Here is a 25,749-nt window from a genome sequence, read left to right as displayed (position 1 = left end):
TGATCCGGAATGAGATTTTTGGCGCGGAGCGCGCTTTGGCGCCTCCAAGACCACAAATCGCATTGAGTGGCAAGGGAGGGCGTCGCGAACGCTCATGGAGATGGCCGCTGCCGTGAGCCGTCTTTTTTCAGGGCAGCCGGTTCGCCCTCTGCAGCGCCTGCTTGGTCTGACCGTCGTCGAGGCCCTGCAGGAAATCGTCCATCTGCGGGTCGATCAGGCCGGCGCGCCGGGCGACGATATACCAGGCTCCGGCCAGGATCAGATCGGGGTCGGTACCGATGCCGCCCATATAGAGTTTGGCGAGGCGGTTCTGGGCGGCGACATTGCCGCCTTCGGCCGCGCGCCTCATCCAGGCAAAGCCCGATTTCAGGTCGCGATCGCCGCCGCGCCCCTCGATCATCCATGCGGCGAGGTCAAGTTGCGCGGTGTCGTAGTTCTGCCGGGCGGCCTGCGCCAGCAGTGTGCGTGCCTTGGCGTCGTCGCGCGGTTTGCCACCGGCGCCGTTGGCGTAGATCTGCGCCATCGCATATTCGGCGTCGGCAAGGCCGGTACTGGCGGCGCGCTCATAATATACAGCGGCCTTGGCTATGCCGGCATCGCCCGGATCCTGCTGGACGAGCAATTGGGCGAAGTTGAACTGGGCCAGGCGGTTGCCCGCCTCGGCGGCGGCCTGCATCAGCGCATAGGCTTCCTTGGCGTCCTTCTTCACATAGCGTCCGTCGAGCAGCATCAGCGCATATTGGAACTGCGCCTCCGGCACGCCCTGCTCGGCGGCGAGCCCATACCATTTCGCGGCCTCTGCCGCGTTGAGCGGCACGCCCAGCCCACGCGACAGGATCTCGGCGACCAGTGTCTGCGCCGCGGGGTCGCCGTTCTTGGCCCGCACCATGGCAAGGTTGTAGGCGGTTTTATAGAGGCCACGCTGGAAGGCGCCGTAGGCGGCGTCCGGGAGCTTGGCGCCGAAGCGATCGGGATTGATGGTATCGGCTGATGGCGGTTGAAGCGTTGCCGGCTGCGGCAGCGGTGTTTCGATCGGCTTGTCGGCATGGGCCGCGCCAGCATTCGGAGCGCCACTATTCGGGGCGCCAGTGCTTGGGGCGATTGCATTCGGGGCGCTTATATTCGGAATGCTTGTATCTGGGGCGCCGGTAGCAGGGGCGCTTGTATCCGGCGCGCTCGTGTCGGGTGTGGTCGTGTCCGGTCTGGGCTGCGGCACCGGCGGGGTCTCGGCGGCGGCCACGGCGGCGGCCGCCTGGATCGTCAAGGCCGCGGCCAACGCCGCGAAGGAAAGCCGGGACCAGCGCACGTCAGTCCTCGAAGCGCGGCGCGATTTGGTCGAGCAGCGCGTTGGCCGCGGCGACCGCCGCGCGCGGATCGAGTCCGTCGGCGAAGACGGCGCTGGAGAGCGCCACGAACTCGGCGCCGGTGGCCGCTACCGTTTCCACCGACGCAAGCTCGGAGCCGGCCATCACGATGCAAGGAATCTGGATCATCTGCGCCCACCATTCACCGAGAGCGAGATTGCGGTGGTGCGGCTCGGGCTTGTTGTCATAGCCGAAGCGGCCGAAGAACATGTAGTCGGGCCGCTCCTCGCCGAGCTCCAGCGCCTCGTCGCGGGTCTTGGCGCCGCCCGCCCCGACCATCATCCTGTCGGCCAAGCGCTCGATCGTCTCGGCCAGTTCCTGGCGGTTTGCCTCGACATGGATGCCGTCGGCATGGACGCGGCCGGCGATGCGGCTGTCGCCGGCGACGATGACGGCGACGCCGGCGGCCTGCGCGATCGGCACGATCTTCTCGGCGAAGGCCTGGAAGGCGGCGTCATCCATGCCGTTTTCGGGCAGGATCAGCGAGGCGACGTCGCCGCCGTCGAAGGCGGTGCAGATGTGCTCGGGAGTCACAAGCGGCGGCGCGATCAGCACGATTCGGCAGCGATTGGGCGGGGTTGCTTCATTCATCGGTCTTCGATCCCGGTTTTCGCCTATGCCGGGCGAACATGGTGGCATTGCGGCATAGAGCAAAGCGTCCGGCTTGAACAGGAGGCGGGCGAAGATCGCCGCTGAAAAGCGTCGCGGCAGCAGCGGCTTGCGCAATCTTCAAGGACTGACAGACGGCCTGTTGAAGCTGCTGATGGACGCTAACGAAACGACCGCTAGGTTAGCAAGCGAAAGCACGGGAAGAGCATGGCGCAAAATATCTACGACAAGGCCGATTTCTTCGAAGGCTACAGCCGTCTGCATCGTTCGGTGGAAGGGTTGGACGGCGCGCCCGAGTGGCCGGTTCTGCGCGCCATGCTGCCGAAGGTGGGTGGTCTAAGCATCGTCGATCTCGGTTGCGGCTTCGGCTGGTTCTGCCGCTGGGCAGGGGCGCACGGAGCCAAGCAGGTTCTGGGCCTCGACCTGTCGGAAAGGATGCTCGCCCGAGCACGCGCCGCCGGCTCCGACGAAGCCATAGCCTATGAGCGCGTCGACCTCGACGAGCTCAGTTTGCCAAAGGCGCGCTTCGACCTCGCCTATAGCTCGCTTGCCCTGCATTATGTCAGCGATGCCGCGCGGCTGTTCGCGACGGTTTACCAGGCCCTGGTCCCTGGCGGGTTCTTCGTCTTCTCGACGGAGCATCCGATCTTCATGGCTCCAAGCAATCCGGGCTGGTCCGTGGACGCCGCAGGAAGGAACGTCTGGCCCGTCGATCAGTATCTGGTGGAAGGGCCGCGCACGACCGACTGGTTCTCCGAGGGCGTGGTGAAGCACCACCGCACACTCGGCACCACGCTCAACAACCTGATCCAGGCCGGGTTCACCATCGGCCGCGTGGAGGAATTCTGTCCAACTGAAGGGCAGATCGCCGCCAGGCCTGAACTGGCCAAAGAGGTCGAGCGGCCGATGTTTCTTCTGGTTCAGGCGCGGCGATGAGAGGTCGCCGGCATCGCCGGCGCGGGTGCGTCAAAGATCCAGCTTGTAGCCGATGTGGCTCGCCTTGAAGCCGACCCGTTCGTAGAAGCGGTGCGCGTCGAGCCGGCTCTTGTTGGTCGTCAGTTGCACCACCCTGCAGCCGCGCTCGCGGCATCTTTCGATCGCCCATTCCAGCAGGCTATGCCCGAGCCCCTCTCCGCGCCGGCTCGCCGCGACGCGCACCGCCTCGATCTGGCCGCGCCAAGCGCCCTGCAACGACAGGCCTGGGATAAAACTGATCTGCAAGGTGCCGATGACTTCGGCGCCGTCCGTCATCACCGCCAGGAAATGGTTCGGGTTGCCGTCTATGGTCGCGAAGGCGTCCTGATAGGCTTGCGCCAAAGGCACGCTTGCATTCTCGCGGGCGCGGCCAAGCGCGTCATCGGCAAGCATCTCGACGATCGCCGCAAGATCGGCTTTGTCCGCGCGGCGGATCAGGACTTCGCTCATCGTCAAACCTCATGCTGGGCGGGTGACCTTATGCATGGCCCGCCGCCAGCCGCAAACTCGGCAGGCTGGATTACGGACAGTTGATCGCGCCGACCGGCTGGCGGGGCGCTTCGGCTATCGCGGTCTTTCGCTTTCTGGTCTATTGCAAGTCTCCCGCCATCCTCCCCGTTTCTTGTCGCCGTATCTCCCATGTCAGGCCTGCTCAGCGATCCCTGGTTCTATGCCGCCGCCATTCCGGCGGTCATCCTCGTCGGCCTGTCGAAGGGCGGCTTCGGCGGCGCCGTAGGCTTCGTCGGCGTGCCGCTGATGGCGCTGGCCATCCCGCCGGTGCAGGCGGCGGCCATCCTGCTGCCGATCCTTTGCCTGATGGACATCGTTTCGGTGTGGACATGGTGGGGCGTCTATGATCGCAAGATGCTGGTCGACATGATGCCCGGCGCCGTCATCGGCATCGGCCTCGGCTGGCTGACGGCGGCCCTGGTGACGGAGGAAATGGTGCGGCTGATCGTCGGCGCGGTCGCGCTGGTCTTCGTCCTGCGCTGGATCTATCTGCAGTTTCGCCACGGCGCCGACCACGAGGTGGAGCCGAACCGCATCGCTGCGGCGTTCTGGGGCATCGTTGCGGGCTTCACCAGCTTCGTCGCCCATGTCGGCGGCCCGCCCTTCCAGGTCTACGCGCTGCCGATCCGGCTCGACCCGAAGGTGCTGTCAGGGACGGCGGCGATCTTCTTCGCCGCTACCAACGCGCTGAAGCTCATTCCCTATTTCGCGCTTGGCCAGTTCGACAGCGCCAATCTCACCGCATCGTTTGCGCTGATGCCGCTGGCGCCGCTTTCCACCATCGCCGGCGCCTGGCTGGTGCGCCGCATGCGGCCGGAGGTGTTTTATCCGTTCACATACGCGACGGTGGCGGTGGTGGCGCTCAAGCTGCTCTGGGATGGTATTGCGGGCCTGATGTGATGGGCAGGGCGGCGCACCGGCGCCGCCCGCTAGAGAAGGATCAAGCGGCGCTCGGCACCAGCTGGCGGCCGCCGCCAAGCGCAAGCGCTGCGCCGGATGCGATCACCAGCACCATGCCGGCGAGGATGCCGATGTCGTGAAGCGTAGGCTTCAGCACCATGTCGGCGATGATCACCAGCATCACCGCGTAGTCGAAACGCGCCCAGCGCATCATGCGCTGGCCGATGGCGAGAACCGCCGGCGTCACGCCTTCCTTGGCGACCATGGCCCCCATCCGCTCGCCGGTCGGCTTGAAAACGAGCATGCCGATCGAGAAGGTCGTGGCGTAGCCGACAAGGCCGATGATGATCCACAGGTCGGAAAAGCCAACCCAGAAGCCGCACATGATCAGGCCGAAAATCAGGGTGAGCATCGACATCGGCGCGAAGAAGCGGCCGCCGAGCTCGCCGCTCGCCCGCATCGCTTGCAGCTTGTCCTGGATGATGCCGGCGCGCTCGGCGAGCACGCCGAGCAGGAACAGGACGAAGCCGCCGCCGACCCACAGGATGGCCGAGACGACGTGAAGGAATTTGACGATCGAATACCAGTCCATGGTGTGCTCCTGCATTTCTTGATCGGTGACGGCGTCGACTGCGCCAGCCCAGAGGAGCGGGCGTTTAGCGCGGAGCGTGTTTCGAAACGATGTCGCGGCGGCGGGGCCGATGTTTCGGCGCCACCATATGCATCCAGGGCTTGATGGCGCGGGAGGAGTCGGGCCGTCCCGTTCCGGCACAGGAAAAGTCCGTTCGCTTGAAAATTCCGCGCGGCGTTAAGGCTTCATTAAGCTTTACAGGCGTTTACTAGGACCATCCAGTTTGTCTGGATTCTTACCGAGTGGTTGGAGCCACTTTGTTTGACGCCTCCCTGTTAAACTCCTGAGAGCCGCCTTATCCGCGGCTCTTTTTTTGCCCGTTGGCCGCCGGCGGGCAGCGCGCCTCGGCGTTAACCGTTTGTTAAACATGCGCTTGCCTTCATGGGCATCGAAGCGCATTTTCAAGCCTCAGTCGTTTAAGGGTGCAGGACGTATCGGCAAGGATGCCGAATCGGCTTGCGGCAGTGCAGGGGCGTATCGATGAACGAGCCTTCGAAAGGCAGCGCGAAAACCATAAAGCTCGCGGAACGCCGGGTTTTCTCCCAGTCCTTCAAGCCACTTTACCAGGAGGGCATGGGCCTGGTCGAACAGGCGGCCGAATATCTTGACGGCAAGGGCAGGCTCGAAGCCAAGAAGCTGTCGCGCACGGCGGCGACGCTCTATGCGGCCGAATCGATGCGTCTTACCACGAGGCTGATGCAGGTCGCCTCCTGGCTGCTTTTGCAGCGGGCGGCCAATTCCGGCGAGATGACCCGCGAACAGGTCGCCTCGGAAAAATCCAAGGTGCGGCTCGATACCGCCTCCGCGCATGACGAGGCGCTGGGCTGGAGCGAATTGCCAAAGGACTTCCTGGACCTGGTGAGCCGGTCGCTGCGCCTGCAGGCGCTGGTGAAGCGCATGGACGAGGAGATCTACGGCGGCGCCATGAACGACACGCCGGCCGCCGGCCGCCGCGCCAACCCGGTCTCCGATCAGATCAGCCTGCTGAACACGGCCTTCGCCCGCGGCTAACAGGCTGCTCCACAATTCGCTCTGATGGCCATCTGGCGCCGTTTCTTGCGCGTCCGGTGCTCGCGAAGTAAAGCACGCTCCGCACCGGTTCTTGAAAACGCCGCCATACGGACTCATCGGACCGAATTCTGAAGCACCCCGTCCTGCACAGGCTGTTTCTGGTTTGTTCACAATTCGCTGGCATCGCCCTGCGCCGCGGTTAGACTTGGCGCATGGGGGAAGCGATTCGCATCATCGGCATCGATCCGGGCCTGAGGCGCACCGGCTGGGGCATCGTCGAGAGCCTCGGCAATTCGCTGCGCTTCGTCGCCTCCGGCACCGTGCGTTCCGACGACAAGGCGCCGCTCGCAACGAGGCTCTGCCAATTGCATGATGGGCTCGCCGAAGTGCTGCACCAGGCCATGCCGCACGAGGCGGCGATCGAGCAGACCTTCGTCAACAAGGATGCCACAGCGACGCTGAAGCTCGGACAGGCGCGCGGCATCGCCATGCTGGTGCCGGCGCGCGCCGGGCTGGCGGTCGCGGAATACGCTCCCAACGCGGTCAAGAAGGCGGTGATCGGCGTCGGCCACGGCGAGAAGAAGCAGATCCATATGATGGTGAAAGTGCTGATGCCGAAAGCGATGTTCGAGACCGACGATGCCGCCGATGCCCTGGCCATCGCCATATGTCATGCGCATCACCGTCAAAGCGTCGCCTACCGAATGGCGGCGCTGGCCGGGTAGTGTTCTTGACTTGTTCTCATTTGCGCAGTAAGTAATACCTTCGGAGTATTACCATGCGTGTGACCACCAAAGGGCAAGTCACGATCCCCAAACAAATAAGGGACCACTTGGGCATAGGCCCGGGTTCGGAGGTCCAGTTCGTGGCTACTGACGAGGGCGCCCGGCTTGTCGCCGTCAACGAAAACATTTCGGAGGAGGAAGCTGCCCGCAAATTCAAAGAGGTCCTCGGCAAGATGGAGGGGACGCTGGATTTGGGCGGCATGACGACGGACGAGTACATGGAGTGGTTGAGGGGACCACGTGAAAATCTCGACGTTGATTGACACAAACGTGCTCATTGACGTCTGGGGTCCGGCTGGGCCGCTGACGGAATGGTCTTCGTCCGCGATTATCTCCTGCCGACGCGATGGCGCGTTGGTCATCAACAGCATCGTCTGGTCCGAGCTTGCTCCCCTGGTTGCTTCCGAAGCAATGCTGAGGAAAGCAGCCGAGAGGCTTGAAATGGATCGCGAGTTTTTGCCCTGGGAAGCCGCATTCTTGGCTGGGGTGGCACATTCCCGTTATCGGCGGGCCGGCGGTGTTCGAGAGCGGACCTTGCCAGATTTTTTCATTGGTGCTCATGCTGCCGTTGCTGGTCACCGCCTATTGACGCGCGACGCTCCTCGCTATCGCAGCTATTTTCCCGACCTCGAAATCGTCTCTCCGGAAACGCATCCATGAAGGCCAGGACATGATCGGCAAGCTGAAGGGCACGCTGGATGAGATCGACGAGGATTCCTGCGTCGTGGACGTGCACGGCGTCGGCTATGTCGCCCATTGCTCGGCGCGCACGCTTGCCGCGCTGCCGTCCCCCGGCGAGGCGGTGGTGCTGTTCATCGAGACCTATGTGCGCGAGGACATGATCCGGCTATACGGCTTTCAGACCCCGCTCGAGCGCGAGTGGTTCCGCCTTTTGATGAACAATGTGCAGGGCGTCGGCGCCAAGGTGGCGCTAGCCGTGCTGTCGACGCTGGCGCCGCCCGACCTCGCCAATGCGATCGCGTTGCGCGACATCGCCATGGTGTCGCGCGCACCGGGCGTCGGCAAGAAGGTGGCCGAGCGCATCGTCACCGAATTGCGCACCAAGGCGCCGGCCTATGCGGGTGCCGCCACCGGCACGATCAGCCTCAAGCAGGAGCTTGGCGAAGGCGTGGCGGCAGCACCCATCACCGACGCAGTCTCGGCGCTGGTCAATCTCGGCTATTCGCGCGACATCGCCGCCAATGCGGTGGCCGCCGCCCTAAAGTCGGCCGGCGAAGGGGCGGATGCCTCGAAGCTGATCCGCTTCGGCCTGAAGGAGCTGGCGCGGTGAGGTGGCGCTTGTCCCGGTCCTTGCCGTATGCAAGGAAGACCGCATGAGCCTTTCGCCCCGTCTCATTGCCCCCGACAAGCGCGGCGAGGATGCCGACCAGAGCTTGCGGCCGCAGTCGCTTGACGAGTTCGTCGGCCAGGCTGCGGCGCGTGCCAATCTCAAGGTCTTCGTCGATGCCGCCAAGAGCCGCGGCGAGGCGCTCGACCATGTGCTGTTCGTCGGCCCGCCGGGGCTCGGCAAGACGACGCTGGCGCAGATCATGGCGCGTGAGCTCGGCGTCAATTTCCGCTCGACGTCGGGGCCGGTCATCGCCAAGGCCGGCGACCTTGCGGCGCTGCTCACCAATCTCGAGGAGCGCGACGTGCTCTTCATCGACGAGATCCACCGGCTCAATCCGGCGGTGGAAGAAATCCTCTACCCGGCGATGGAGGATTTCCAGCTTGATCTCATCATCGGCGAGGGGCCGGCGGCGCGCTCGGTCAAGATCGATCTTGCCCGCTTCACGTTGGTTGCGGCGACAACCCGGCTCGGACTTTTGACGAATCCTCTGCGCGACCGTTTCGGCATCCCAGTCAGGCTCAATTTCTACACGGTCGAGGAACTGGAGCAGATCGTGCGCCGCGGCGCCCGCATCCTCTCGATGCCGCTCGGTGACGACGGCGCGCTGGAGATCGCGCGCCGCGCTCGCGGCACGCCGCGCATTGCCGGACGTCTGTTGCGCCGGGTGCGAGACTTCGCCTCCGTCGCCGGAAACGGCCATGTCGATAAACGCATTGCCGACGAGGCGCTGACCAGGCTGGAAGTCGACGGGCTCGGCCTCGACGCGCTCGACCGCCGGTATCTCTCGATGATCGCCCGCAACTTCGGCGGCGGACCGGTCGGCATCGAGACGATCGCGGCTGGGCTGTCGGAACCGCGCGACGCCATCGAGGACATCATCGAGCCCTATCTGATCCAGCAGGGGTTCATCCAGCGCACGCCGCGCGGCCGCGTGCTGACCGCCAATGCCTGGCGGCATCTCGGCCTTGAAGCACCGAAAGACCTCGCGCAGCAGCAGATCAGCCTGTTCCAGGAAGAGTAACGGACATTTGTTCGTCGGACGCGCCTTGAAGGGCTTCCTGCGCGAAATCTCCCCAGCTCCGCCAAGCTGAAGGCACAATTGCAGCCTCTAAGGCAGCTTGACGCATTTCCGGGGGTCGGGGCTGACCGATGATCACCAGACGTGGCTTTCTGCGCCTCATTGGCGGATCGTTCCTGTCCATGGTGTCGTTGAGCGCCTATGCGGTCGGCATTGAGCCGATGCTGCTCGCCCATGTGAAACGCTACTCGCTGACGCCGCCGCACTGGCCCGCGGGCCTCAAGCTGCGCGTCGCAGCACTGGCCGACATTCATGCCTGCCATCCCTGGATGACGTCGGAGCGGATCGCTTCGCTCGTCGAACGGACGAATGCCCTGCAGCCAGACCTGATCGTGCTGCTCGGCGACTATGTCGATGGAATGCGGCTGGTCACGGCCGAAGTGTCTGCACCGGAGTGGGCCGCCGCTTTGTCAGGGCTGAAGGCGCCGCTCGGCGTGCTCTCGATCCTCGGAAATCACGACTGGTGGCACGATCATGCGGCGCAACTGGCCAAGGCCGGGCCGACGGCCGCGCGCAGGGCACTGGAGAGCGTCGGCATCCCGGTGCTGGAAAACGACGTGATGCGGCTGGAGAAGGACGGGCAGGGCTTCTGGATCGCTGGACTCGCGGACCAACTGGCAATCCGGCCGAGCAAAGCCCTGGGCCGCCACGGCTTCAAGGGCCTGGACGACCTCGGCGGGACGCTTGCCAAGGTGCAAGGCGACGAGCCGATCATCCTGCTCGCGCATGAGCCGGACATCTTTCCGAAAGTGCCCTGGCGGGTTTCGCTGACGCTTTCGGGCCACACCCATGGCGGGCAGGTGCGGCTGTTCGGCTATTCGCCGGTCGTGCCGTCCGACTTCGGCAACCGCTACGCTTATGGCCATGTCGTCGAGAACGATCGCAACCTGATCGTTTCCGGCGGGCTCGGCTTCAGCATCATGCCGGTGCGGTTCGGCATGCCGCCGGAGATCCTGCAGATCGATCTCGGGTAGCTCCAGTATTTTTCACGCGGACGGAAAACCGCGCAGGCGCCTAGCGCCAGCTGCCCTGCCATCAAGGTCTTGATCATCGCGCCCATCGGTGCCATCCGGTTCTCGCGCCAAAGTTCAGGCTCGAAAAGGAAAGCGCGATGGACGATCATGGTGAATCCGCAGCGCTCAGCGCCGGGCTTTCGGGGGCGCTGACGCAATCCGGCCATCGCCTGATGGCCCGCGTCTACTATGCCGACACCGATTTCTCCGGCGTCGTCTACCATGCGCGCTATCTCGAATTCTTCGAACGCGGGCGCTCGGACTATCTCAGGCTCGCCGGCGTCCATCACATCGAGCTTGCCGATGGCAAGCATGGCGAGCGCATCGTCTGGGTGGTCCGGCGCATGGAAATCGAGTTCCGTTCGCCGGCCCGCATGGACGACATCCTCACCATCGACACGCGCACCGAGGACATTTCGGGCGCCCGCATCCTCATGGCGCAGCAGTTGAAGCGTGGCGGCGAGGTGCTGGTCGAAGCGAAGGTCGAGGCGGCGATCATCGGCGAGAACGGCCGGCCGCGCCGATTTCCGAAGGAATGGGTCGCGGCCTTTATGCCGAAGGCGAACGACTGATCACAGCGAACCGGCTTCCGCCGAATCCCTGTCACGCAGGAGTTGCCCGTTCTGGGACAACGACATGCACCAAAACAACTAAAGCGCGTCGCCTGGACCTGCTTCATCGCGATGTGCACCGATCAGCCCCGTCCAGCATGGCGCCGGCCCGGTGGGCGCGGCAATGCGCCACGCTTCATATCCTAACCCATCCTTAACCATAACGGTTCATGAAGGAATTGGTGAAGATTGGCGCAATTCGTGTGCCTTCCTTTCACCAAGATTTGCCCCGAAAACGCCGCGAAACGGTGCATTCGGGGCTTGTCCCGCGAGCTTCAGGCTTCGCGCGATCGGACCAAAGGGATGCCATGGGCCAGCCGCCAGCGATGCCCGGAAAAATCTTAAGGACGTAGTCATGGAAAACATCGCACTCGCCGACCCGGGCGCGCATTTGTCGATATGGGCCTTGTTCATGCAGGCCGGCTGGGTGGTCAAATTGGTCATGATCGGCTTGCTCTGCGCCTCGATCTGGACCTGGGCAATCATCATCGACAAGCTTGTCGCCTATAGCCGCATGCGGATGGCGCTCAACCGCTTCGAGCAGGTGTTTTGGTCGGGACAGTCGCTCGAGGAGCTCTACCGCACGCTCGCCGACCGCAAGACCACCGGCATGGGCGCGATTTTCGTCGCCGCCATGCGCGAATGGAAGAAGAGCTTCGAGAAGGGCGCCAAATCGGCGCTGGCATTGCAGACTCGCATCGACAAGGCGATGGATCTCGCGCTGACCCGCGAGATGGAAAGGCTGGAGGGTCGGCTCGGCTTCCTCGCCACCACGGGTTCGGCCGCGCCATTCATCGGCTTGTTCGGCACCGTCATCGGCATCATGACCTCCTTCCAGGCGATCGCCGCCTCGAAGAACACCAGCCTCTCGGTCGTGGCGCCCGGCATCGCAGAAGCGCTGCTGGCGACGGCCATCGGCCTGCTCGCGGCCATTCCGGCCGTCATCGCCTACAACAAGCTGTCGTCGGATGCGAACAAGCTCGCCGTGCGCATGGAAGGGTTTGCGGATGAGTTCTCCGCCATACTCTCGCGCCAAATCGATGAAAAAGTCGCGCAGAAGGCCTGAGGTACGATCATGGGTATGTCTGCTGCTAGCGCAGGTGGCATAGGGCGAGGCGGACGCGGCCACCGGCGGCGCGGTCGTCATCATGGCCTGATGTCGGAAATCAACGTCACGCCGATGGTCGACGTGATGCTGGTGCTGCTGATCATCTTCATGGTCGCGGCGCCGCTGCTCACCGTCGGCGTTCCGATCGACCTGCCCGACACGAAAGCCAAGGCGATGAATGTCGACACGCAGCCGATCACGGTGTCGATCAACGCGGCCGGCCAGATCTATCTGCAGGAAACCGAGATCCCGATCGAGGAGCTGGTGGCGAAGCTGCAGGCAATCTCGAAGACCGGCTATGACGAGCGCATCTTCATTCGCGGCGACAAGTCGACGGATTATGGCACTGCCATGAAGGTCATGGCCCGCATTTCAGCCGCCGGCTACAAGAACATCGGCCTGGTTTCGCTGCAGGAACAGGATCAGTAAACGCCAAATGCGGACCGGCCTCACCTCATCGGTCATCTTGCATGCGGTGGCGCTGGCCTTCGGGCTGTTCACGCTGTCCTCGCCGCCCGCCATGCCGGCTTCCGACGTGGAGTCCGTCTCGGTCGACATCGTGCCGATGGAAGCGATCGCGCAGACCCTGCAGGGCGACAAGAAAGCGGTCATGCATGACAAGCCGGCGCCGCTGCCGACCAAGCGCCCGGATATCGTCCCCGACGCGCAGAAGGTCGGCGAGAACAGCGTCGACACCGACAAGCCGGTAACCGAAGAGGCCAAGCCGAAGCCGGTCGAGAAGACATCCGCGCCGCCCCCGGCGCCGACGCCGACCGAGAAGCCGGCGGTCGAGGACGTGCCGAAGCCGCAGGAAAAGCCGAAGCCGACCCCGGCGACCGAAGTCGCGCCGACGCCGACACCTAAGGAAGAGGTCAAGCCCGAGCCGGTCAAGCAGACGGAGCCGAAGCCGACACCCGCCAAGGAGCCGACGCCAGCACCGCCGAAGGACACGACCGCCGCCATCCAGAAGGAAGAGGTCAAGCCGGACGCCGTCGCCGAGGCGATCGCCAAGGAGCAGCCGACCGAGGAGGCTAAGCTTCCGGACTCGGCACCCGCCCCTGCAGCGCGGCCGAAGCCGCAGCCCGCTCCCGCCGAAAGCGCCAAGGCGCCGGAACGCAAGGACGCGGAAAAGCCGGTGAAGGAAGCTTCCTCGAAGCCGAAGTCGGATGAAAAGCAGTTCAACGCCGACGAGATTTCAGCACTTCTGGACAAGCAGAAGCCGTCCGGTGGCGGCGCCAAGCGCTCCACCCAGCAGTCGTCGCTCGGCGGCGAGAAGGATCAGGGCCAGAAGCTGTCCAAATCCGAGCAAGGCGCGCTCGAAGCTCAGCTCGGCGGCTGCTGGACCTTGCCCGTTGGACTGGAAGGTTCGGAGAACTTCGTCGTCGTGGTCCGGTTCAATCTCGATACCAACGGCAAGCTCGACGGCCGCCCGTCGGTCGAGCAGTCGAGCGGCAACCGGCAGTTCGACGAAAGCGCAGTGCGCGCGGTTCAAAAATGCGACGTGGCCGGCCTGCAGGTTCCCGCCGGCAAGCAGGATATTTGGAACGACATCCGGGTCACCTTCGACCCAAGGGAGATGCTTGGCCTATAGGCCTTGCGTCGGAACCATCAAAGAAGAGAAGCGAGAAGACATGAGATCTTTCCTCAAGCCGCTCCTGACGATTGCAGCCATGGCGCTGGGCATGACGACCGCCGCCACCTTGCCGGCCTGGGCGCTCGTCGAGCTCAACGTCAACAAGGGCAATGTCGAGCCGCTGCCGATCGCCATCACTGACTTCCAGTCCAATAGTGAGCTCGGCGCCCAGATCACGGAGATCGTCACGGCCGACCTCAAGCGTTCCGGCCTGTTCGCGCCGATCGACAAGAGCGCTTTCATCGAGAAGATCTCCGGCCCGGACGCCACGCCGCGCTTCGACGACTGGAAGGTGATCAATGCGCAGGCGCTGGTCACCGGCAGCGTCGGCAAGGAAGCCGACGGCCGTATCCGCGCCCAATACCGGCTATGGGACACCTTTGCCGGCCAGCAGATGGCCGGGGAGCAGTTCTTCGCCAATGACGCCAATACCAGGCGCGTCGCCCATATCATCGCCGATGCGATCTACGAGCGGCTGACCGGCGAGAAGGGGTATTTCGATACGCGCGTCGTCTTCGTCGACGAATCCGGCGCCAAGAACGCGCGCAAGAAGCGTCTCGCCATCATGGACCAGGACGGCGCCAACGTCCGCTACCTGTCGGATGGCCGTTCGATCGTGCTGACGCCGCGCTTCTCGCCGAACCGGCAGGAAATCACCTACATGTCCTATGAGAGCGGACAGCCGAAGGTGTATCTGCTGCAGATCGAGACCGGACAGCGCGAGCTGGTCGGCAATTTCCCCGGCATGACGTTCGCGCCGCGCTTTTCGCCCGATGGCCAGAAGGTGATCATGAGCCTGCTGCGCGATGACGGCAACTCCAACATCTTCGCCATGGATCTGAGAAGCCGTTCGACCACGCGGCTCACCGACTCGACCGCCATCGACACCTCGCCCTCCTATTCGCCCGACGGCTCGCAGATCGTCTTCACCTCCGACCGCGGCGGCGGCAGCGGCCGCTCGCAGATCTACGTCATGGGTGCGGACGGCTCCAACCCGCACCGCATCTCGTTCGGCGACGGCGTCTATTCCACGCCGGTGTGGTCGCCGCGCGGCGACCTCATCGCCTTCACCAAGCAGTCGGGCGGCGAGTTCCAGATCGGCGTCATGAAGACCGACGGTTCGGGCGAGCGCATCCTGTCCTCCGGCTTCCAGCAGGAGGGGCCGACCTGGGCGCCGAACGGTCGCGTGCTGATGTTCTTCCGCGACTCCGCCGGCGGGCCGAAGCTGGTCACGGTCGATCTTACCGGCCGCAACGAGCAGCAGATCCCGACCTCGAACTTCGCCTCGGATCCGGCCTGGTCGCCGCTGCTGGAGTAGGCAGAGGAACGGAAGAATTTAAGAACGGCGAACTGACGAACTGAGGAAAATGGAGGACCGGGGGCGCTTGTAAATCTCAGAGAGAAGCTGGCTTAATTTCTTCCTTCAATTCCTCAGTTCTTCAGTTCCTCAATTCCCCCTTTTTTCATGTTTTGGCCGCATTTCCGCCTACGGTCGCCGCGCATTGTGAGCCTAGCTAAATCGGCCGAGGACGGCGGCTCGAAACGAAAAATTAACCGTGTTTCTTGAATGCCGGTTAACCCAAACGTGGTTACTGGGTGATCAACGAAATCACTCGAATGCGAAGGAGAGGCGGCATGGGCCGTATCGCAGCACTTACCAGAAATCCGGCGATGATCGCGCTGGTGGCGGCTCTGGCCATCACCGGCTGCGCCTCGAAGAAGACGCCGAACAGCGCCGCCGATCTCGGCCTCAACGGCGCCGGCTCTGCCACGCCCGGCTCGGCGCAGGACTTCACCGTCAACATCGGCGACCGCATCTTCTTCGACACCGACTCCTCGTCGATCCGCGCCGACGCGCAGACGACGCTGTCGCGCCAGGCGCAGTGGCTCAACCAGTACAGGCAGTATGCCATCGTCATCGAAGGCCATGCCGACGAGCGCGGCACGCGCGAGTACAATCTGGCGCTGGGCGCCCGCCGCGCCGCTGCCACCCGCGACTTCCTGGTTTCGAAGGGCGTCGCAGCCAACCGCCTGAAGACGATCTCCTACGGCAAGGAACGCCCGGTCGCCGTCTGCGACGACATCTCGTGCTGGTCGCAGAACCGCCGCGCCGTCACCACGCTCTCGGGCGCCGGTTCCTGACGCGCCGCACCGGAAATCGATATCGATTTTCGGAAACGCTCATAAGCGCCACAGCGTCCTTGGCGCGTCCGACGACGCGCGGCGCTGTGGGCGGCAAAAATACAACATCGCTGAACGAAAGGCGGCCTCCGAGCCGCCTTTTTCATATGCGACAGCTTGAAACAAAATTTGGCCGAAGTCTCGCGTCCTGCTAAGAGCGCGAGGGCGCTTTATCCCCTCCGATTTGGAAAGGCGCATCGGGCCAACAGATTTCACGGCGAGAGACATAATGCATTTCAGAACGGTCCTGAGCGGCACGCTTGCGCTGCTGCTCGTATCAAGCATCGCAGGCGTCGCAGCCCCGGCGGACAGCGGGCAATCCTCGGACAGCGGGTTCACTTTCCATCTGCCGACGCTCGGCATTTTCGGCGACAAGAAGAAGACCGAGCAGGCGCAAGTCGCCCAGCAGGACGGCGCCGGCATGACCGGTCTGGAGGATCAGATCCGCCAGATGAACGGCAAGCTTGAGGAGCTCAATTTCCAGATCCTGCAAATGCAGGAGCAGATGCGCAAGCAGCAGGAGGACAACGAGTTCCGCTTCCAGCAGCTCGAAGGCGGCTCGCAGGGCGCGAAGCCAACGGGCCAAAAGAAGTCGGAGGCCGCGCCGCAGGACGGCAGCAACGGCAACACGAATATGGGCGATGCTGGCGCCGGCGACAGCGGCACCGACACCAACGTCGCAACGGCTCCGGCGACGCAAGCTCCGGCCGGCTCGGCTCCGCAGGACGATGGCGGCGGCAAGAGCGTCGGCGACGTCATCGTCGAGTCTCAGACCGGCGACCCGGGCAAGTTGATCACCGGCGCGCCGCCGAAGACCTTCGGCACCATCACCGTCGACAAGAACGGCAATGTCGTCAATGCCGACCCCGCCCCGCAGGCGGGCTCGCAGACGGAAGCTCCCGCGGCTACGGCAAACGCGCCTGCCGCGGAGACCGGCAGCAAGGCTGGCAAAGGCAAGTCCGGCGGCACGGTCATGGCCTCGCTGCCCTCGACCAACAATCCGGACGAACTCTACCGCAACTCCTACCAGTTCATCCTGTCGGGCGACTATCCCACCGCCGAGCAGGGGTTCCGCGACCATATCTCGCGCTTCCCCAAGGACGCCAAGGCAGCGGACGCGCATTACTGGCTGGGCGAATCCCTGCTTGGCCAGCAAAAATATCGCGACGCGGCGGAGGTTTTCCTGGCCGCCAGCAAGGATTATCCGAAGGCCAAGAAGGCGCCCGACATGCTGCTCAAGCTCGGCGTATCGCTGGTCGGCCTCAAGCAGAACGACGTGGCCTGCGCCACTTTCAACGAGATCGGCAAGCGCTACCCGGATGTTTCCGGCACGCTGAAGGAACGCATCAAGCAGGAAAAGGCGCTGGCCTCGTGCTAGCTTGCGTGTCGTTGTCCCAGAATCGGGACCGCTTGTGGACGACGCGCAGTGATGTTCGGTACCGAGACTGACCTTTCGGATCGCCTTTTCCAAGACTTCGACTTCTCCCACGGCGCCGTTGCGGCCGTGTCCGGCGGCAGCGACTCGACCGCCCTTCTCCATCTGCTCAAGCACCACCTCGACCGTACCCTGCCCGCGGCAAGGCTGCTTGCGGTGACGATCGATCATGACCTCAGACCAAGCTCGGCGGCCGAAGCGCAAGCTGTCGCCCGGCTTTGCGCCGAGCACGGCATCGCGCATTGCACGCTCGTCTGGTCCGGCCGCAAGCCATCGACCGGCTTGCCGGCCGCCGCGCGCGAGGCGCGCTACCGGCTGCTGGCCGAGGCAGCCGAAGCGGAAGGCATCCGAACGGTGGTGACCGGACATACCGCCGACGACCAGGCCGAGACCGTGCTGATGCGGCAAGCTCGTGAAGGGGATGCACGCAACGAGGATCCACGCGACGGCCGCGGCCTCGCCGGCATGGCGCCCGCGACGCTCTACGATTGGCGGGTCTGGATCGCCCGCCCGCTGCTCGCCACGCGCCGCGCGGCATTGCGGGAGATGCTGAAGCGTCGCGGCATCGGCTGGACCGAGGATCCGACCAATGTCGACCGGCGCTTCGAGCGGCCGCGCCTGCGCATCTCGCTCACGGGCGGGGCCGGCGAGGCGCGCCTCATGGAAGCAATCGCCAAGGCCGGACAGGCAGCCGCCGAGCGCGAGAACCTCGGCCAGCGTGCGGCGGCGCTGATCGGCGCCTTCGCTCGCCAGCCGGCTCCGGGGCTCATCCGCCTCGATCGCGATTTCGCAAGTGGTGAGGATAGCGAAGCCGCCGTCTATGCATTTCGCATCCTGCTCGCCACGGTCGGCGGCGTCACGTTCCTTGTCGACGAGGCGCGTTGCCGGGCGCTGTTCGAGCATCTGCGGTCGGGGACGCTTTGCGCCACATTGTCGCGGACGGTGGTCGACGCGCGCCGCACCGGCATTTTCCTCCACCGCGAGGCCCGCAATCTGCCCGCAGTTCCGGCTGCTGAGCAGGCCCTATGGGACGGTCGGCGGAGGATCACATTGAGCGACAGGCCGAGCGGGTTGGTGATCGCGCCAGCAGGTCCCGGCGCCGCCAAGCGATTTACCCCGGAAGGCGACGTTCCGGCGAGCTTGCTGCGCAAGGCGCTGGCCGCCGAGCCCGCGCTGTGGCGCGGCGGCGAACGCCTTGATTTGGCTGGCGGTGATGCCGCGCCGGCGGCGACGGCGATCGTTCCTGCGGTGTCGCCCTTCACCCGCTTCCTGCCGTCCTTCGATCTCCGGCCCGCTGCCGCCGTCGCCGCGCTGATCGGCGCGCCGCCGCTGCCGCCCTCGCCTTTTCGCGGCCATGATCCCGGCGGAGCATGGGCGAAAGCTTAACCGAGGCATGCTGTTCTGCTTGGCAAGGGGAGACGCTCTCCCTATGTTAGGCCCAAGCCTCCAATCACCATCGTGGGTCCGCGCGCGGACGCCAACAGGACAATAGATGAATCCGAATTATCGCAACCTCGCGCTCTGGGCGATCATAGCGGTCCTGCTCATCGCCCTGTTCAATCTTTTCCAGACGCCGCAGACGCGCGGCGCTTCGAGCGAGATTGCCTATTCGCAGTTCCTGCAGGATGTGTCTTCCGGCCGGGTCAAGAGCGTGACGATCGCCGGCGCCCGTATCTCGGGCAACTATACGGACAACGCCAACGGCTTCCAGACCTATTCGCCGGGCGATCCGTCGCTGGTCTCCAGGCTGCAGGACAAGAACGTCACCATCAATGCGCGGCCTGAAAGCGACGGTTCGAACTCGCTGTTCGGCTATCTGATCTCATGGCTGCCGATGATCCTGATCCTCGGCGTGTGGATATTCTTCATGCGCCAGATGCAGTCCGGCTCCGGCCGCGCCATGGGCTTCGGCAAGTCGAAGGCGAAGTTGCTCACCGAGGCGCATGGCCGCGTCACCTTCCAGGACGTCGCCGGCGTCGACGAGGCCAAGGAGGACCTGGAGGAGATCGTCGAGTTCCTGCGCGATCCGCAGAAGTTCCAGCGGCTCGGCGGCAAGATCCCGCGCGGCGTGCTGCTGGTCGGCCCTCCCGGAACCGGCAAGACGCTGCTCGCCCGCTCCGTCGCAGGCGAGGCCAACGTGCCGTTCTTCACCATCTCCGGCTCGGATTTCGTCGAGATGTTCGTCGGCGTCGGCGCAAGCCGGGTGCGCGACATGTTCGACCAGGCCAAGAAGAACGCCCCCTGCATCATCTTCATCGACGAAATCGACGCCGTCGGCCGCCATCGCGGCGCCGGCCTCGGCGGCGGCAATGACGAGCGCGAGCAGACGCTGAACCAGCTGCTGGTCGAGATGGACGGCTTCGAGTCCAACGAAAGCATCATCCTGATCGCCGCCACCAACCGGCCCGACGTGCTCGACCCGGCGCTGCTCAGGCCGGGCCGCTTCGACCGCCAGGTGGTCGTGCCCAACCCCGACATCGTCGGCCGCGAGAAGATCCTCAAGGTGCATGTGCGCAACGTGCCGCTGGCGCCCAATGTCGACCTCAAGGTCATCGCGCGCGGCACGCCCGGCTTCTCCGGCGCCGACCTGATGAACCTGGTCAACGAATCCGCGCTGATGGCGGCGCGTCGCAACAAGCGGCTCGTCACCATGGCCGAGTTCGAGGACGCCAAGGACAAGATCATGATGGGCGCCGAGCGCCGCTCGTCGGCGATGACGCAGGCCGAGAAGGAGCTGACCGCCTATCACGAGGCAGGCCACGCCATCCTGGCGCTCAACGTGCCGACGGCCGATCCGCTGCACAAGGCGACCATCATCCCGCGCGGCCGCGCGCTCGGCATGGTCATGCAGCTGCCGGAAGGCGACCGCTATTCGATGAGCTACAAATACATGATCTCGAGGCTGGCGATCATGATGGGCGGCCGCGTCGCCGAGGAGTTCAAGTTCGGCAAGGAGAACATCACCTCCGGCGCCTCCTCCGACATCGAGCAGGCGACCAAGCTGGCGCGCGCCATGGTCACGCGCTGGGGCTTCTCCGACAAGCTCGGCCATGTCGCCTATGGCGACAACCAGGAAGAGGTCTTCCTCGGCCATTCGGTGGCGCGCCAGCAGAACATCTCGGAAGAGACCGCGCAGATCATCGACGCCGAGGTGCGCCGGCTGATCGACGATGCCTATTCCACCGCCAAGACCGTGCTGACCAAGAAGAAGAAGGACTGGATCGCGCTGGCCGAAGGGCTGCTCGAATACGAGACCCTGACCGGCGAGGAGATCAAGCAGCTGATCGCTGGCCACAAGCCCGCCCGCGACCTTGGCGACGACACGCCGCCCAGCCGCGGCTCGGCTGTGCCGAAAGCCGGCACCGGCGGCCGTCGCAAGAAGGGCCCCGAGCCCGAAGGCGGCATGGAGCCGCAGCCGCAGGGCTAAGGCTCGATCGAAAACGAAACATAAAAACGACGCCGCGGCTCAGACCGCGGCGTTGTTGTTTGCGAGGTCACAGACGATTGGCGAGTCGCTCGCGGACCGCACCTGCAAGATCGGCGTCCGGCGCAAGCGCCAATCTTCCTTCTGGCTCATCACGCTTCTGGCCTCGCATGGCACCCCGAACCTCCCGCGCAAAACGCACGAAACTGTTCGCGATGTCTTCGCACACCTGTTCGCGATGTCCTCAGTCCATATAGGGGGAGATTGGTAGCTTCGCCGGCGGGGGTTCTTTTGCGGCGCCGATATGCCTCTTTAAGCGCGTCCAACGAAAAAGCCCGCGCATCTCGCGATGCGCGGGCCTCGGTCTTGGAGGTAAGCGCTGAGCGATCAGCTCTTCAGCTTGGCGTTGCAGAGGCTGTAGAAGCCGCCGCCCTTCTGGATCCACCGCAGGCCGTTCAGCGTGTTGGCGTCCTTGTTGGCATAGTACTGCTCGAGGCAGGTGTGCATGCGGGCCTTGGCCGGCGTCTCGTTGGCGAATTTCGGCGAGATGGCGGTCGGGAAGGTCACGCCCTTCGGCGCAGCCACGCTGGGCTTTGCCGGTTCCTTGGTGAAAGTCGCCTCGGTCGGAGCCGGCACGGTGTCGTCGTCGTCGCCGGCGCCGCATTCGGTCTTGCGGAAGTCGTTCCACTTCATGCCGTTGAGCTTGTTGGCGGTCTTGGCAGCCTGGTACTTGCTGCTGCATTCGGCCATGGTCAGGCCCTTGGCCGAACCACCGTCAGCGGCGGTGGAAGTCTTGCTGGTGGCAGGTTTGGCGGTTGCCGCAGCAGTGGCGCCGGGGCCGCATTCAGCCTTGCGGAAATCGTTCCACTTCATGCCGTTCAGCGTGCCGGCCGCCTTAGCGGCCTGATACTTGGTGCTGCATTCCTTTGCGGTCAGGCCCTTGGCCGTGTCGTCCGAGGCAGCTGCCGTCTTTGCCTTCTTGGTGTCAGAAGCCTTGGTCTCGGTCGCAGCCTTGGTCTCAGTCGCCGCCTTGGTGTCGGTCGCCGCCTTGGTGTCGGTCGTGGCGGAAGCGTCGCTGCCGCACTGGGCCTTGCGGAACTGGTTCCAGGTCTGGCCATTGAGCGTTCCGGCGTCCTTGGCCGCGTTGTACTTGGTGCTGCACTCGGCCATGGTCAGCGCGTTGGCCGGCGCCGCCAGGAACAGGGTTGCGACGGCGATGCCCGTCAATGCTGCAAGTCTATGAATAAGCATGGCGTTTTTCTCCCTTGCTGCCGCCAAATGGTGCCTATACCAAATCAATAGCTCTCAACTTCGGGCTGCGCCAGATGCTTCCCGCGCGGATGCCCTCACAAAGTGTGTTCCTGCCGACAAGGTGCTAAATTGCTGGCGCTCGGTTCGAGCAAATAAGGTTTTTACAACCGTGTCGGGCGGAAAAGCTGTCTGGGCTTCTATATTCCCGTTACAACGAGAGGTCGTGGCAGGCCGCCGAATCACTTGACCCGTCCGCGACAATGATTTTCTAAGCAATGGTAATATATAATCACGAAACGTGATGATCGGATGCGGCCCAATTGTGGCAATACGGGCGGCTGAAAACGACGGGGACTTTGGCAGGTATGGCAGGGCAGTATTTCGGCACCGACGGCATTCGCGGACGCGCCAACAAGTTTCCCATGACGGCCGAGGTGGCCATGCGGGTGGGTATGGCCGCCGGCCTTTCTTTCCAGCGGGGCAACCATCGGCACCGCGTCGTGCTCGGCAAGGACACGCGGCTTTCCGGCTACATGATCGAGAACGCGATGGTGTCAGGCCTGTGCGCCGCCGGCATGGACGTGTTCCTGCTCGGGCCGATTCCGACACCGGCGGTCGCCATGCTGGTGCGCTCGCTGCGCGCCGACATCGGGGTGATGATCTCGGCCTCGCATAACCCCTATTACGACAACGGCATCAAGCTGTTCGGCCCCGACGGCTATAAGCTCTCCGACGAGATCGAGGAGCGCATCGAAGGCATGCTCGACAAGGACATCGAGTTGTCGCTTGCCGATTCCGACGGGCTGGGGCGTGCCAAGCGCGTCGACGGCGTCCACGACCGCTATATCGAATTCGCCAAGCGCACGCTGCCGCGCTCGATGTCGCTTTCCGGGCTTCGGATCGTCGTCGATTGCGCGAACGGCGCCTCCTACAAGGTGGCGCCGGAGGCGCTGTGGGAGCTCGGCGCCGAGGTGGTCGCCATCAATGTCGAGCCGAACGGCTTCAACATCAACAAGGAGTGCGGCTCGACCCATCCGGCCGGCCTGCAGAAGAAGGTGCACGAGGTGCGCGCCGATATCGGCATCGCGCTCGACGGCGACGCCGACCGTGTGGTCATCGTCGACGAGAACGGCGCCATCGTCGACGGCGACCAGATCATGGCGCTGATCGCCGAGTCCTGGCACCAGAGCGGACGGCTGGCCGGCGGCGGCGTCGTCTCGACGGTGATGTCCAATCTCGGTCTTGAGCGTTTCCTTGGCGACATGAAGCTGCAGCTGCACCGCACCAAGGTCGGCGACCGCTATGTCGTCGAGCACATGCGCGCGCACGGCCTCAATGTCGGCGGGGAGCAGTCCGGCCATATTGTGCTGTCCGATTTCTCGACCACCGGCGACGGCCTGGTTTCGGCGCTGCAGGTGCTGGCCTGCATCAAACGGCAGAACCGGCCGGTCAGCGAGCTGTCGAAAAAGTTCGAGCCGGTGCCTCAGCTTCTGAAGAACGTCCGCATCTCCGGCGGCAAGCCGCTGGAGGAGGCGCCGGTCAAGGCAGCCATCGAGGAAGGGCGCAACCGCCTGGGCAAGGCCGGCCGCCTCGTTATCCGACCGTCCGGCACCGAGCCGCTCATCCGCGTCATGGCCGAAGGCGACGATCCGCAGCTGGTCGAGGCCGTCGTCAACGAGATCGTCGGCATCATCTCGGATACCCGCAGCGCCGCCTGATCGCCGCCGCAAAGCGGACGATCGCATCTGCAAGCCCGCCGCCAGGCGGGCTTTTTCGCGCGCTCACAACACCCCGGACAACGGAATACCCTCTAAAATTGTAGGCATTCGTGGTTAATCGGTACGGTTAAACGGCTTTTAACCTTTGCAATTCATTATCCACGCCGAGGTTCATCTTCGGGCGATGTCGTCCCGAGGCTTCTTAGGGGTGACAGCATGTTCGATACCGCAAGAATGGCACTGTTTGCCGCGCTGTTGGCGGGAGTGGCCGGACCGGCCCTCGCCGCCGACCTGGGGGAACCACCGCCGGTGGAGGAAGCTCCGCCGCCGCTGGTCGAGGCTCAACCGATCGACGTCGGCGGCTGGTATATTCGCGGCGACATCGACTACCACAAGTCGACCTTGCGCGGCATCGACTACATTACATACGGGCCACCGCCCGGCACCAACGATTTCGATTTCGGCAAGCTGAAGGGCGGCTTCTCGCTCGGCGGCGGCGTCGGCTACAAGATCAATGATTACTTCCGAACCGATCTGACGGCCGACTATTGGTTCAAGTCGGACTTCAACGGCCAGACCTCGGACCTCGTCACGACATCAACCGAGGTGTCGAGGATGAGCGCGCTGCTGCTGTTGGCCAATGCCTATGTCGATATCGGCACCTATCACGGCATCACGCCTTACGTCGGCGCCGGCATCGGCGGCGCGCACGTCAAGTGGGACACGGTCCACGATCCGAACACCACCGAAACCAACCCGGGTTCGTCCAACTGGCGCTTCGCCTATGCGCTCATGGCCGGCGCTTCCTACTGCCTGACCGACAGGGTGATCCTCGACGCAGGCTACCGCTTCACTCACATCCAGGGCGGGCGCATGTTCGAGTTCGATTCGACGAGTTCCGGGCCGGGGTTCGACCACGGCATCAACACGCATGAGGTGCGCGGCGGTCTGCGCTACCAATTCGGCGGCAACAATGGGTGCACTACACCGGTGGCCTACCAGCCTGAGCCGGAGCCGATCTACACCAAGTAGCCGCTTCGAGATCCTGAAATTCTGCCAATCGCCCGGCGCCAGCCGGGCGATTTTCTTTTGTGGGTGGCCGGCAAACAGCATCGAAATCAATTCGGTAACCCCCTGTTATCCTTAACCGGCACTTAACCACTATGGTTAACAATGCTCCTGAAACGGCAGCTGTGCTCGCGTTCGCGACTGGCGCCAATCTCAGGAGCCGGGGACCATGACATCAAAATCGTGTATCGCACTGGCGCTCGCCGCAATCGTGCTGATGCCGGCGACACAGGCGGTGTCGGCCGACTACGATCCGCCGATCTATGTCGATCAGGCGCCGGATTATCAGCCGGTCGAGGTAGGCTCCGGCTGGTACCTCCGCGGCGACGTCTCCTATCTGGTGGAGAAGAGCTTCAGGAATGAGGATTTCGCCTCCCCGCCGGGGAGCTTCAGCGACAAAGAAGACCCGATCTTTGCGAGTATAGGCTTCGGCTACCATTTCACCGATTACCTGCGTGCTGATTTCAATTTCGGTTATCTGCCGGGCAACAGGGTCAGTGTCGGCTACGATGACACATTGATCGTGACACCGCCGGCCACGGCAACCGTGGCATCCGCGACCCTCAAGAATTATGCATTCTCGGGCATTCTCAACGGTTACGTCGACCTTGGTACCTATATCGGCGTTACACCTTATGTTGGAGCGGGTCTCGGCATTGTGCGGAGCAAGTACAATCTTTCAGCGAGCTATTTCACCGACAACGCTGATCCCTCCGATGATTTCACCCAAACCGATAACAAGACGAAGTATTCACTTGCGTACACCTTGAATGCAGGTTTTGCTTACCAGGTCTCAAAGAATGTGCTGATAGATCTGGGATATCAGTATTTCTCAGCGCCTGATGCTGAATATGCGACAGCCGACAGCCTGACCTCCTACTCGATCCGAAAGGGGATCAGCAATCATCAGGTCAAGCTCGGGCTGCGCTACGATCTTTGGTAAGCGAGGGAACTCGGAAATTGCCGCCGGCGGGTCGAACGGGTCCGCCGTTCTTTTTCGTTTCCGGCGCGTGGTGCCGTCAGACAAATATCCCGACAGCGACAAAAACTTTGCTCTTGACGCCGGAAGGCTGAAAGCATATCGCCGTCCGTG

General features: G+C 63.9%; 26 protein-coding genes. 21 read left to right on the top strand and 5 right to left on the bottom strand.

From position 1 onward, the window contains the following. Positions 1-127: 127 nt before the first annotated feature. Complete coding sequence (locus P9254_RS10540) at positions 128-1,306, bottom strand: sel1 repeat family protein (RefSeq protein ID WP_442920303.1); 1,179 nt, start codon at positions 1,304-1,306, stop codon at positions 128-130. A 1-nt stretch (position 1,307) separates the two neighbouring features. Beyond that, complete coding sequence (locus tag P9254_RS10535; RefSeq protein ID WP_095824195.1) at positions 1,308-1,955, bottom strand: thiamine phosphate synthase; 648 nt, start codon at positions 1,953-1,955, stop codon at positions 1,308-1,310. A gap of 225 nt (positions 1,956-2,180) precedes the next feature. Here P9254_RS10535 and P9254_RS10530 point away from each other — a divergent pair, with 225 nt between their 5' ends. Continuing rightward, the gene (locus P9254_RS10530) at positions 2,181-2,909 is read left to right on the top strand and encodes a class I SAM-dependent methyltransferase (RefSeq protein ID WP_278053503.1); all 729 of its coding nucleotides are present in this window, start codon (positions 2,181-2,183) and stop codon (positions 2,907-2,909) included. 30 nt (positions 2,910-2,939) lie between these two features. Here the strand turns inward: P9254_RS10530 and P9254_RS10525 are convergent, their stop codons facing one another. Further along, positions 2,940-3,398 carry a GNAT family N-acetyltransferase gene (locus P9254_RS10525; protein WP_278053502.1) on the bottom strand — a complete coding sequence of 153 codons (459 nt, stop codon included), beginning with the start codon at positions 3,396-3,398 and terminating at the stop codon, positions 2,940-2,942. A 189-nt stretch (positions 3,399-3,587) separates the two neighbouring features. On the opposite strand from P9254_RS10525, the gene P9254_RS10520 reads away from it, so the two are divergent. Then, complete coding sequence (locus tag P9254_RS10520) at positions 3,588-4,358, top strand: sulfite exporter TauE/SafE family protein (protein WP_095799968.1); 771 nt, start codon at positions 3,588-3,590, stop codon at positions 4,356-4,358. A gap of 40 nt (positions 4,359-4,398) precedes the next feature. On the opposite strand, the gene P9254_RS10515 is transcribed toward P9254_RS10520, so the two are convergent. After that, complete coding sequence (locus P9254_RS10515; RefSeq protein WP_278053499.1) at positions 4,399-4,950, bottom strand: DUF2269 family protein; 552 nt, start codon at positions 4,948-4,950, stop codon at positions 4,399-4,401. Between the two features lie 519 nt (positions 4,951-5,469). Between P9254_RS10515 and rcdA the strand changes: the two genes are divergently transcribed. The 16 genes from rcdA to ftsH all read left to right on the top strand — a co-directional run bounded on the left by rcdA (position 5,470) and on the right by ftsH (position 20,622). Next, complete coding sequence (gene rcdA / locus P9254_RS10510; protein WP_278053497.1) at positions 5,470-6,000, top strand: protease adaptor protein RcdA; 531 nt, start codon at positions 5,470-5,472, stop codon at positions 5,998-6,000. 212 nt (positions 6,001-6,212) lie between these two features. Beyond that, on the top strand, positions 6,213-6,725 hold the full coding sequence (ruvC, locus tag P9254_RS10505) for a crossover junction endodeoxyribonuclease RuvC (RefSeq protein ID WP_278053496.1): 513 nt from the start codon (positions 6,213-6,215) through the stop codon (positions 6,723-6,725). A gap of 53 nt (positions 6,726-6,778) precedes the next feature. Beyond that, a complete protein-coding gene (locus tag P9254_RS10500) occupies positions 6,779-7,048 on the top strand; it encodes an AbrB/MazE/SpoVT family DNA-binding domain-containing protein (protein ID WP_067319466.1) in 270 nt (89 codons plus the stop codon). After that, positions 7,026-7,445, top strand: coding sequence for a type II toxin-antitoxin system VapC family toxin (locus P9254_RS10495; protein WP_082980671.1), 420 nt, complete (start codon positions 7,026-7,028; stop codon positions 7,443-7,445). The genes P9254_RS10500 and P9254_RS10495 overlap by 23 nt, the downstream gene beginning before the upstream one ends. Positions 7,446-7,455: 10 nt before the next feature. Then, positions 7,456-8,076, top strand: coding sequence for a Holliday junction branch migration protein RuvA (gene ruvA / locus P9254_RS10490; protein WP_095778095.1), 621 nt, complete (start codon positions 7,456-7,458; stop codon positions 8,074-8,076). Positions 8,077-8,119: 43 nt separating this feature from the next. Continuing rightward, on the top strand, positions 8,120-9,157 hold the full coding sequence (gene ruvB / locus P9254_RS10485) for a Holliday junction branch migration DNA helicase RuvB (RefSeq protein WP_067002199.1): 1,038 nt from the start codon (positions 8,120-8,122) through the stop codon (positions 9,155-9,157). 128 nt (positions 9,158-9,285) lie between these two features. Continuing rightward, entirely contained in the window at positions 9,286-10,188 is a 903-nt protein-coding gene (locus P9254_RS10480) for a metallophosphoesterase (RefSeq protein WP_127247218.1), read from the top strand. A gap of 137 nt (positions 10,189-10,325) precedes the next feature. Further along, complete coding sequence (gene ybgC / locus P9254_RS10475) at positions 10,326-10,799, top strand: tol-pal system-associated acyl-CoA thioesterase (RefSeq protein WP_127247217.1); 474 nt, start codon at positions 10,326-10,328, stop codon at positions 10,797-10,799. A gap of 394 nt (positions 10,800-11,193) precedes the next feature. Then, a complete protein-coding gene (gene tolQ, locus P9254_RS10470; protein ID WP_067001789.1) occupies positions 11,194-11,904 on the top strand; it encodes a protein TolQ in 711 nt (236 codons plus the stop codon). A gap of 9 nt (positions 11,905-11,913) precedes the next feature. Beyond that, positions 11,914-12,375 (top strand): protein TolR, encoded by a 462-nt coding sequence (gene tolR, locus P9254_RS10465; RefSeq protein ID WP_067319458.1) that lies wholly within the window; start codon positions 11,914-11,916, stop codon positions 12,373-12,375. 7 nt (positions 12,376-12,382) lie between these two features. After that, entirely contained in the window at positions 12,383-13,537 is a 1,155-nt protein-coding gene (locus P9254_RS10460; RefSeq protein ID WP_278053490.1) for a cell envelope integrity protein TolA, read from the top strand. Positions 13,538-13,616: 79 nt separating this feature from the next. Further along, complete coding sequence (tolB, locus tag P9254_RS10455; RefSeq protein WP_278053580.1) at positions 13,617-14,897, top strand: Tol-Pal system beta propeller repeat protein TolB; 1,281 nt, start codon at positions 13,617-13,619, stop codon at positions 14,895-14,897. A gap of 317 nt (positions 14,898-15,214) precedes the next feature. After that, a complete protein-coding gene (gene pal / locus P9254_RS10450; protein ID WP_067001802.1) occupies positions 15,215-15,721 on the top strand; it encodes a peptidoglycan-associated lipoprotein Pal in 507 nt (168 codons plus the stop codon). A 268-nt stretch (positions 15,722-15,989) separates the two neighbouring features. Beyond that, positions 15,990-17,138, top strand: coding sequence for a tol-pal system protein YbgF (ybgF, locus tag P9254_RS10445; protein WP_278053488.1), 1,149 nt, complete (start codon positions 15,990-15,992; stop codon positions 17,136-17,138). Positions 17,139-17,189: 51 nt separating this feature from the next. Then, complete coding sequence (tilS, locus tag P9254_RS10440) at positions 17,190-18,581, top strand: tRNA lysidine(34) synthetase TilS (RefSeq protein ID WP_127247213.1); 1,392 nt, start codon at positions 17,190-17,192, stop codon at positions 18,579-18,581. 106 nt (positions 18,582-18,687) lie between these two features. Further along, the gene (gene ftsH, locus P9254_RS10435) at positions 18,688-20,622 is read left to right on the top strand and encodes an ATP-dependent zinc metalloprotease FtsH (RefSeq protein ID WP_067001810.1); all 1,935 of its coding nucleotides are present in this window, start codon (positions 18,688-18,690) and stop codon (positions 20,620-20,622) included. A 384-nt stretch (positions 20,623-21,006) separates the two neighbouring features. Here ftsH and P9254_RS10430 read toward each other — a convergent pair whose 3' ends face one another. Further along, a complete protein-coding gene (locus P9254_RS10430) occupies positions 21,007-21,870 on the bottom strand; it encodes a hypothetical protein (RefSeq protein WP_127247211.1) in 864 nt (287 codons plus the stop codon). Between the two features lie 365 nt (positions 21,871-22,235). On the opposite strand from P9254_RS10430, the gene glmM reads away from it, so the two are divergent. The 3 genes from glmM (at position 22,236) to P9254_RS10415 (ending at position 25,599) form a co-directional block, all read left to right on the top strand. Next, positions 22,236-23,588 carry a phosphoglucosamine mutase gene (glmM, locus tag P9254_RS10425; RefSeq protein WP_067001816.1) on the top strand — a complete coding sequence of 451 codons (1,353 nt, stop codon included), beginning with the start codon at positions 22,236-22,238 and terminating at the stop codon, positions 23,586-23,588. A gap of 216 nt (positions 23,589-23,804) precedes the next feature. Further along, positions 23,805-24,620 carry an outer membrane protein gene (locus tag P9254_RS10420; protein WP_095782564.1) on the top strand — a complete coding sequence of 272 codons (816 nt, stop codon included), beginning with the start codon at positions 23,805-23,807 and terminating at the stop codon, positions 24,618-24,620. Between the two features lie 205 nt (positions 24,621-24,825). After that, positions 24,826-25,599 (top strand): outer membrane protein, encoded by a 774-nt coding sequence (locus tag P9254_RS10415; RefSeq protein ID WP_095824079.1) that lies wholly within the window; start codon positions 24,826-24,828, stop codon positions 25,597-25,599. The last annotated feature ends 150 nt before the right edge of the window (positions 25,600-25,749 follow it).

The sequence above is a fragment of the Mesorhizobium sp. WSM4983 genome (assembly GCF_029625765.1).
Lineage (GTDB): Bacteria > Pseudomonadota > Alphaproteobacteria > Rhizobiales > Rhizobiaceae > Mesorhizobium.
Note: the sequence above shows the minus strand (reverse complement) of the source record. Positions and strands in the feature narration are given on the sequence as shown.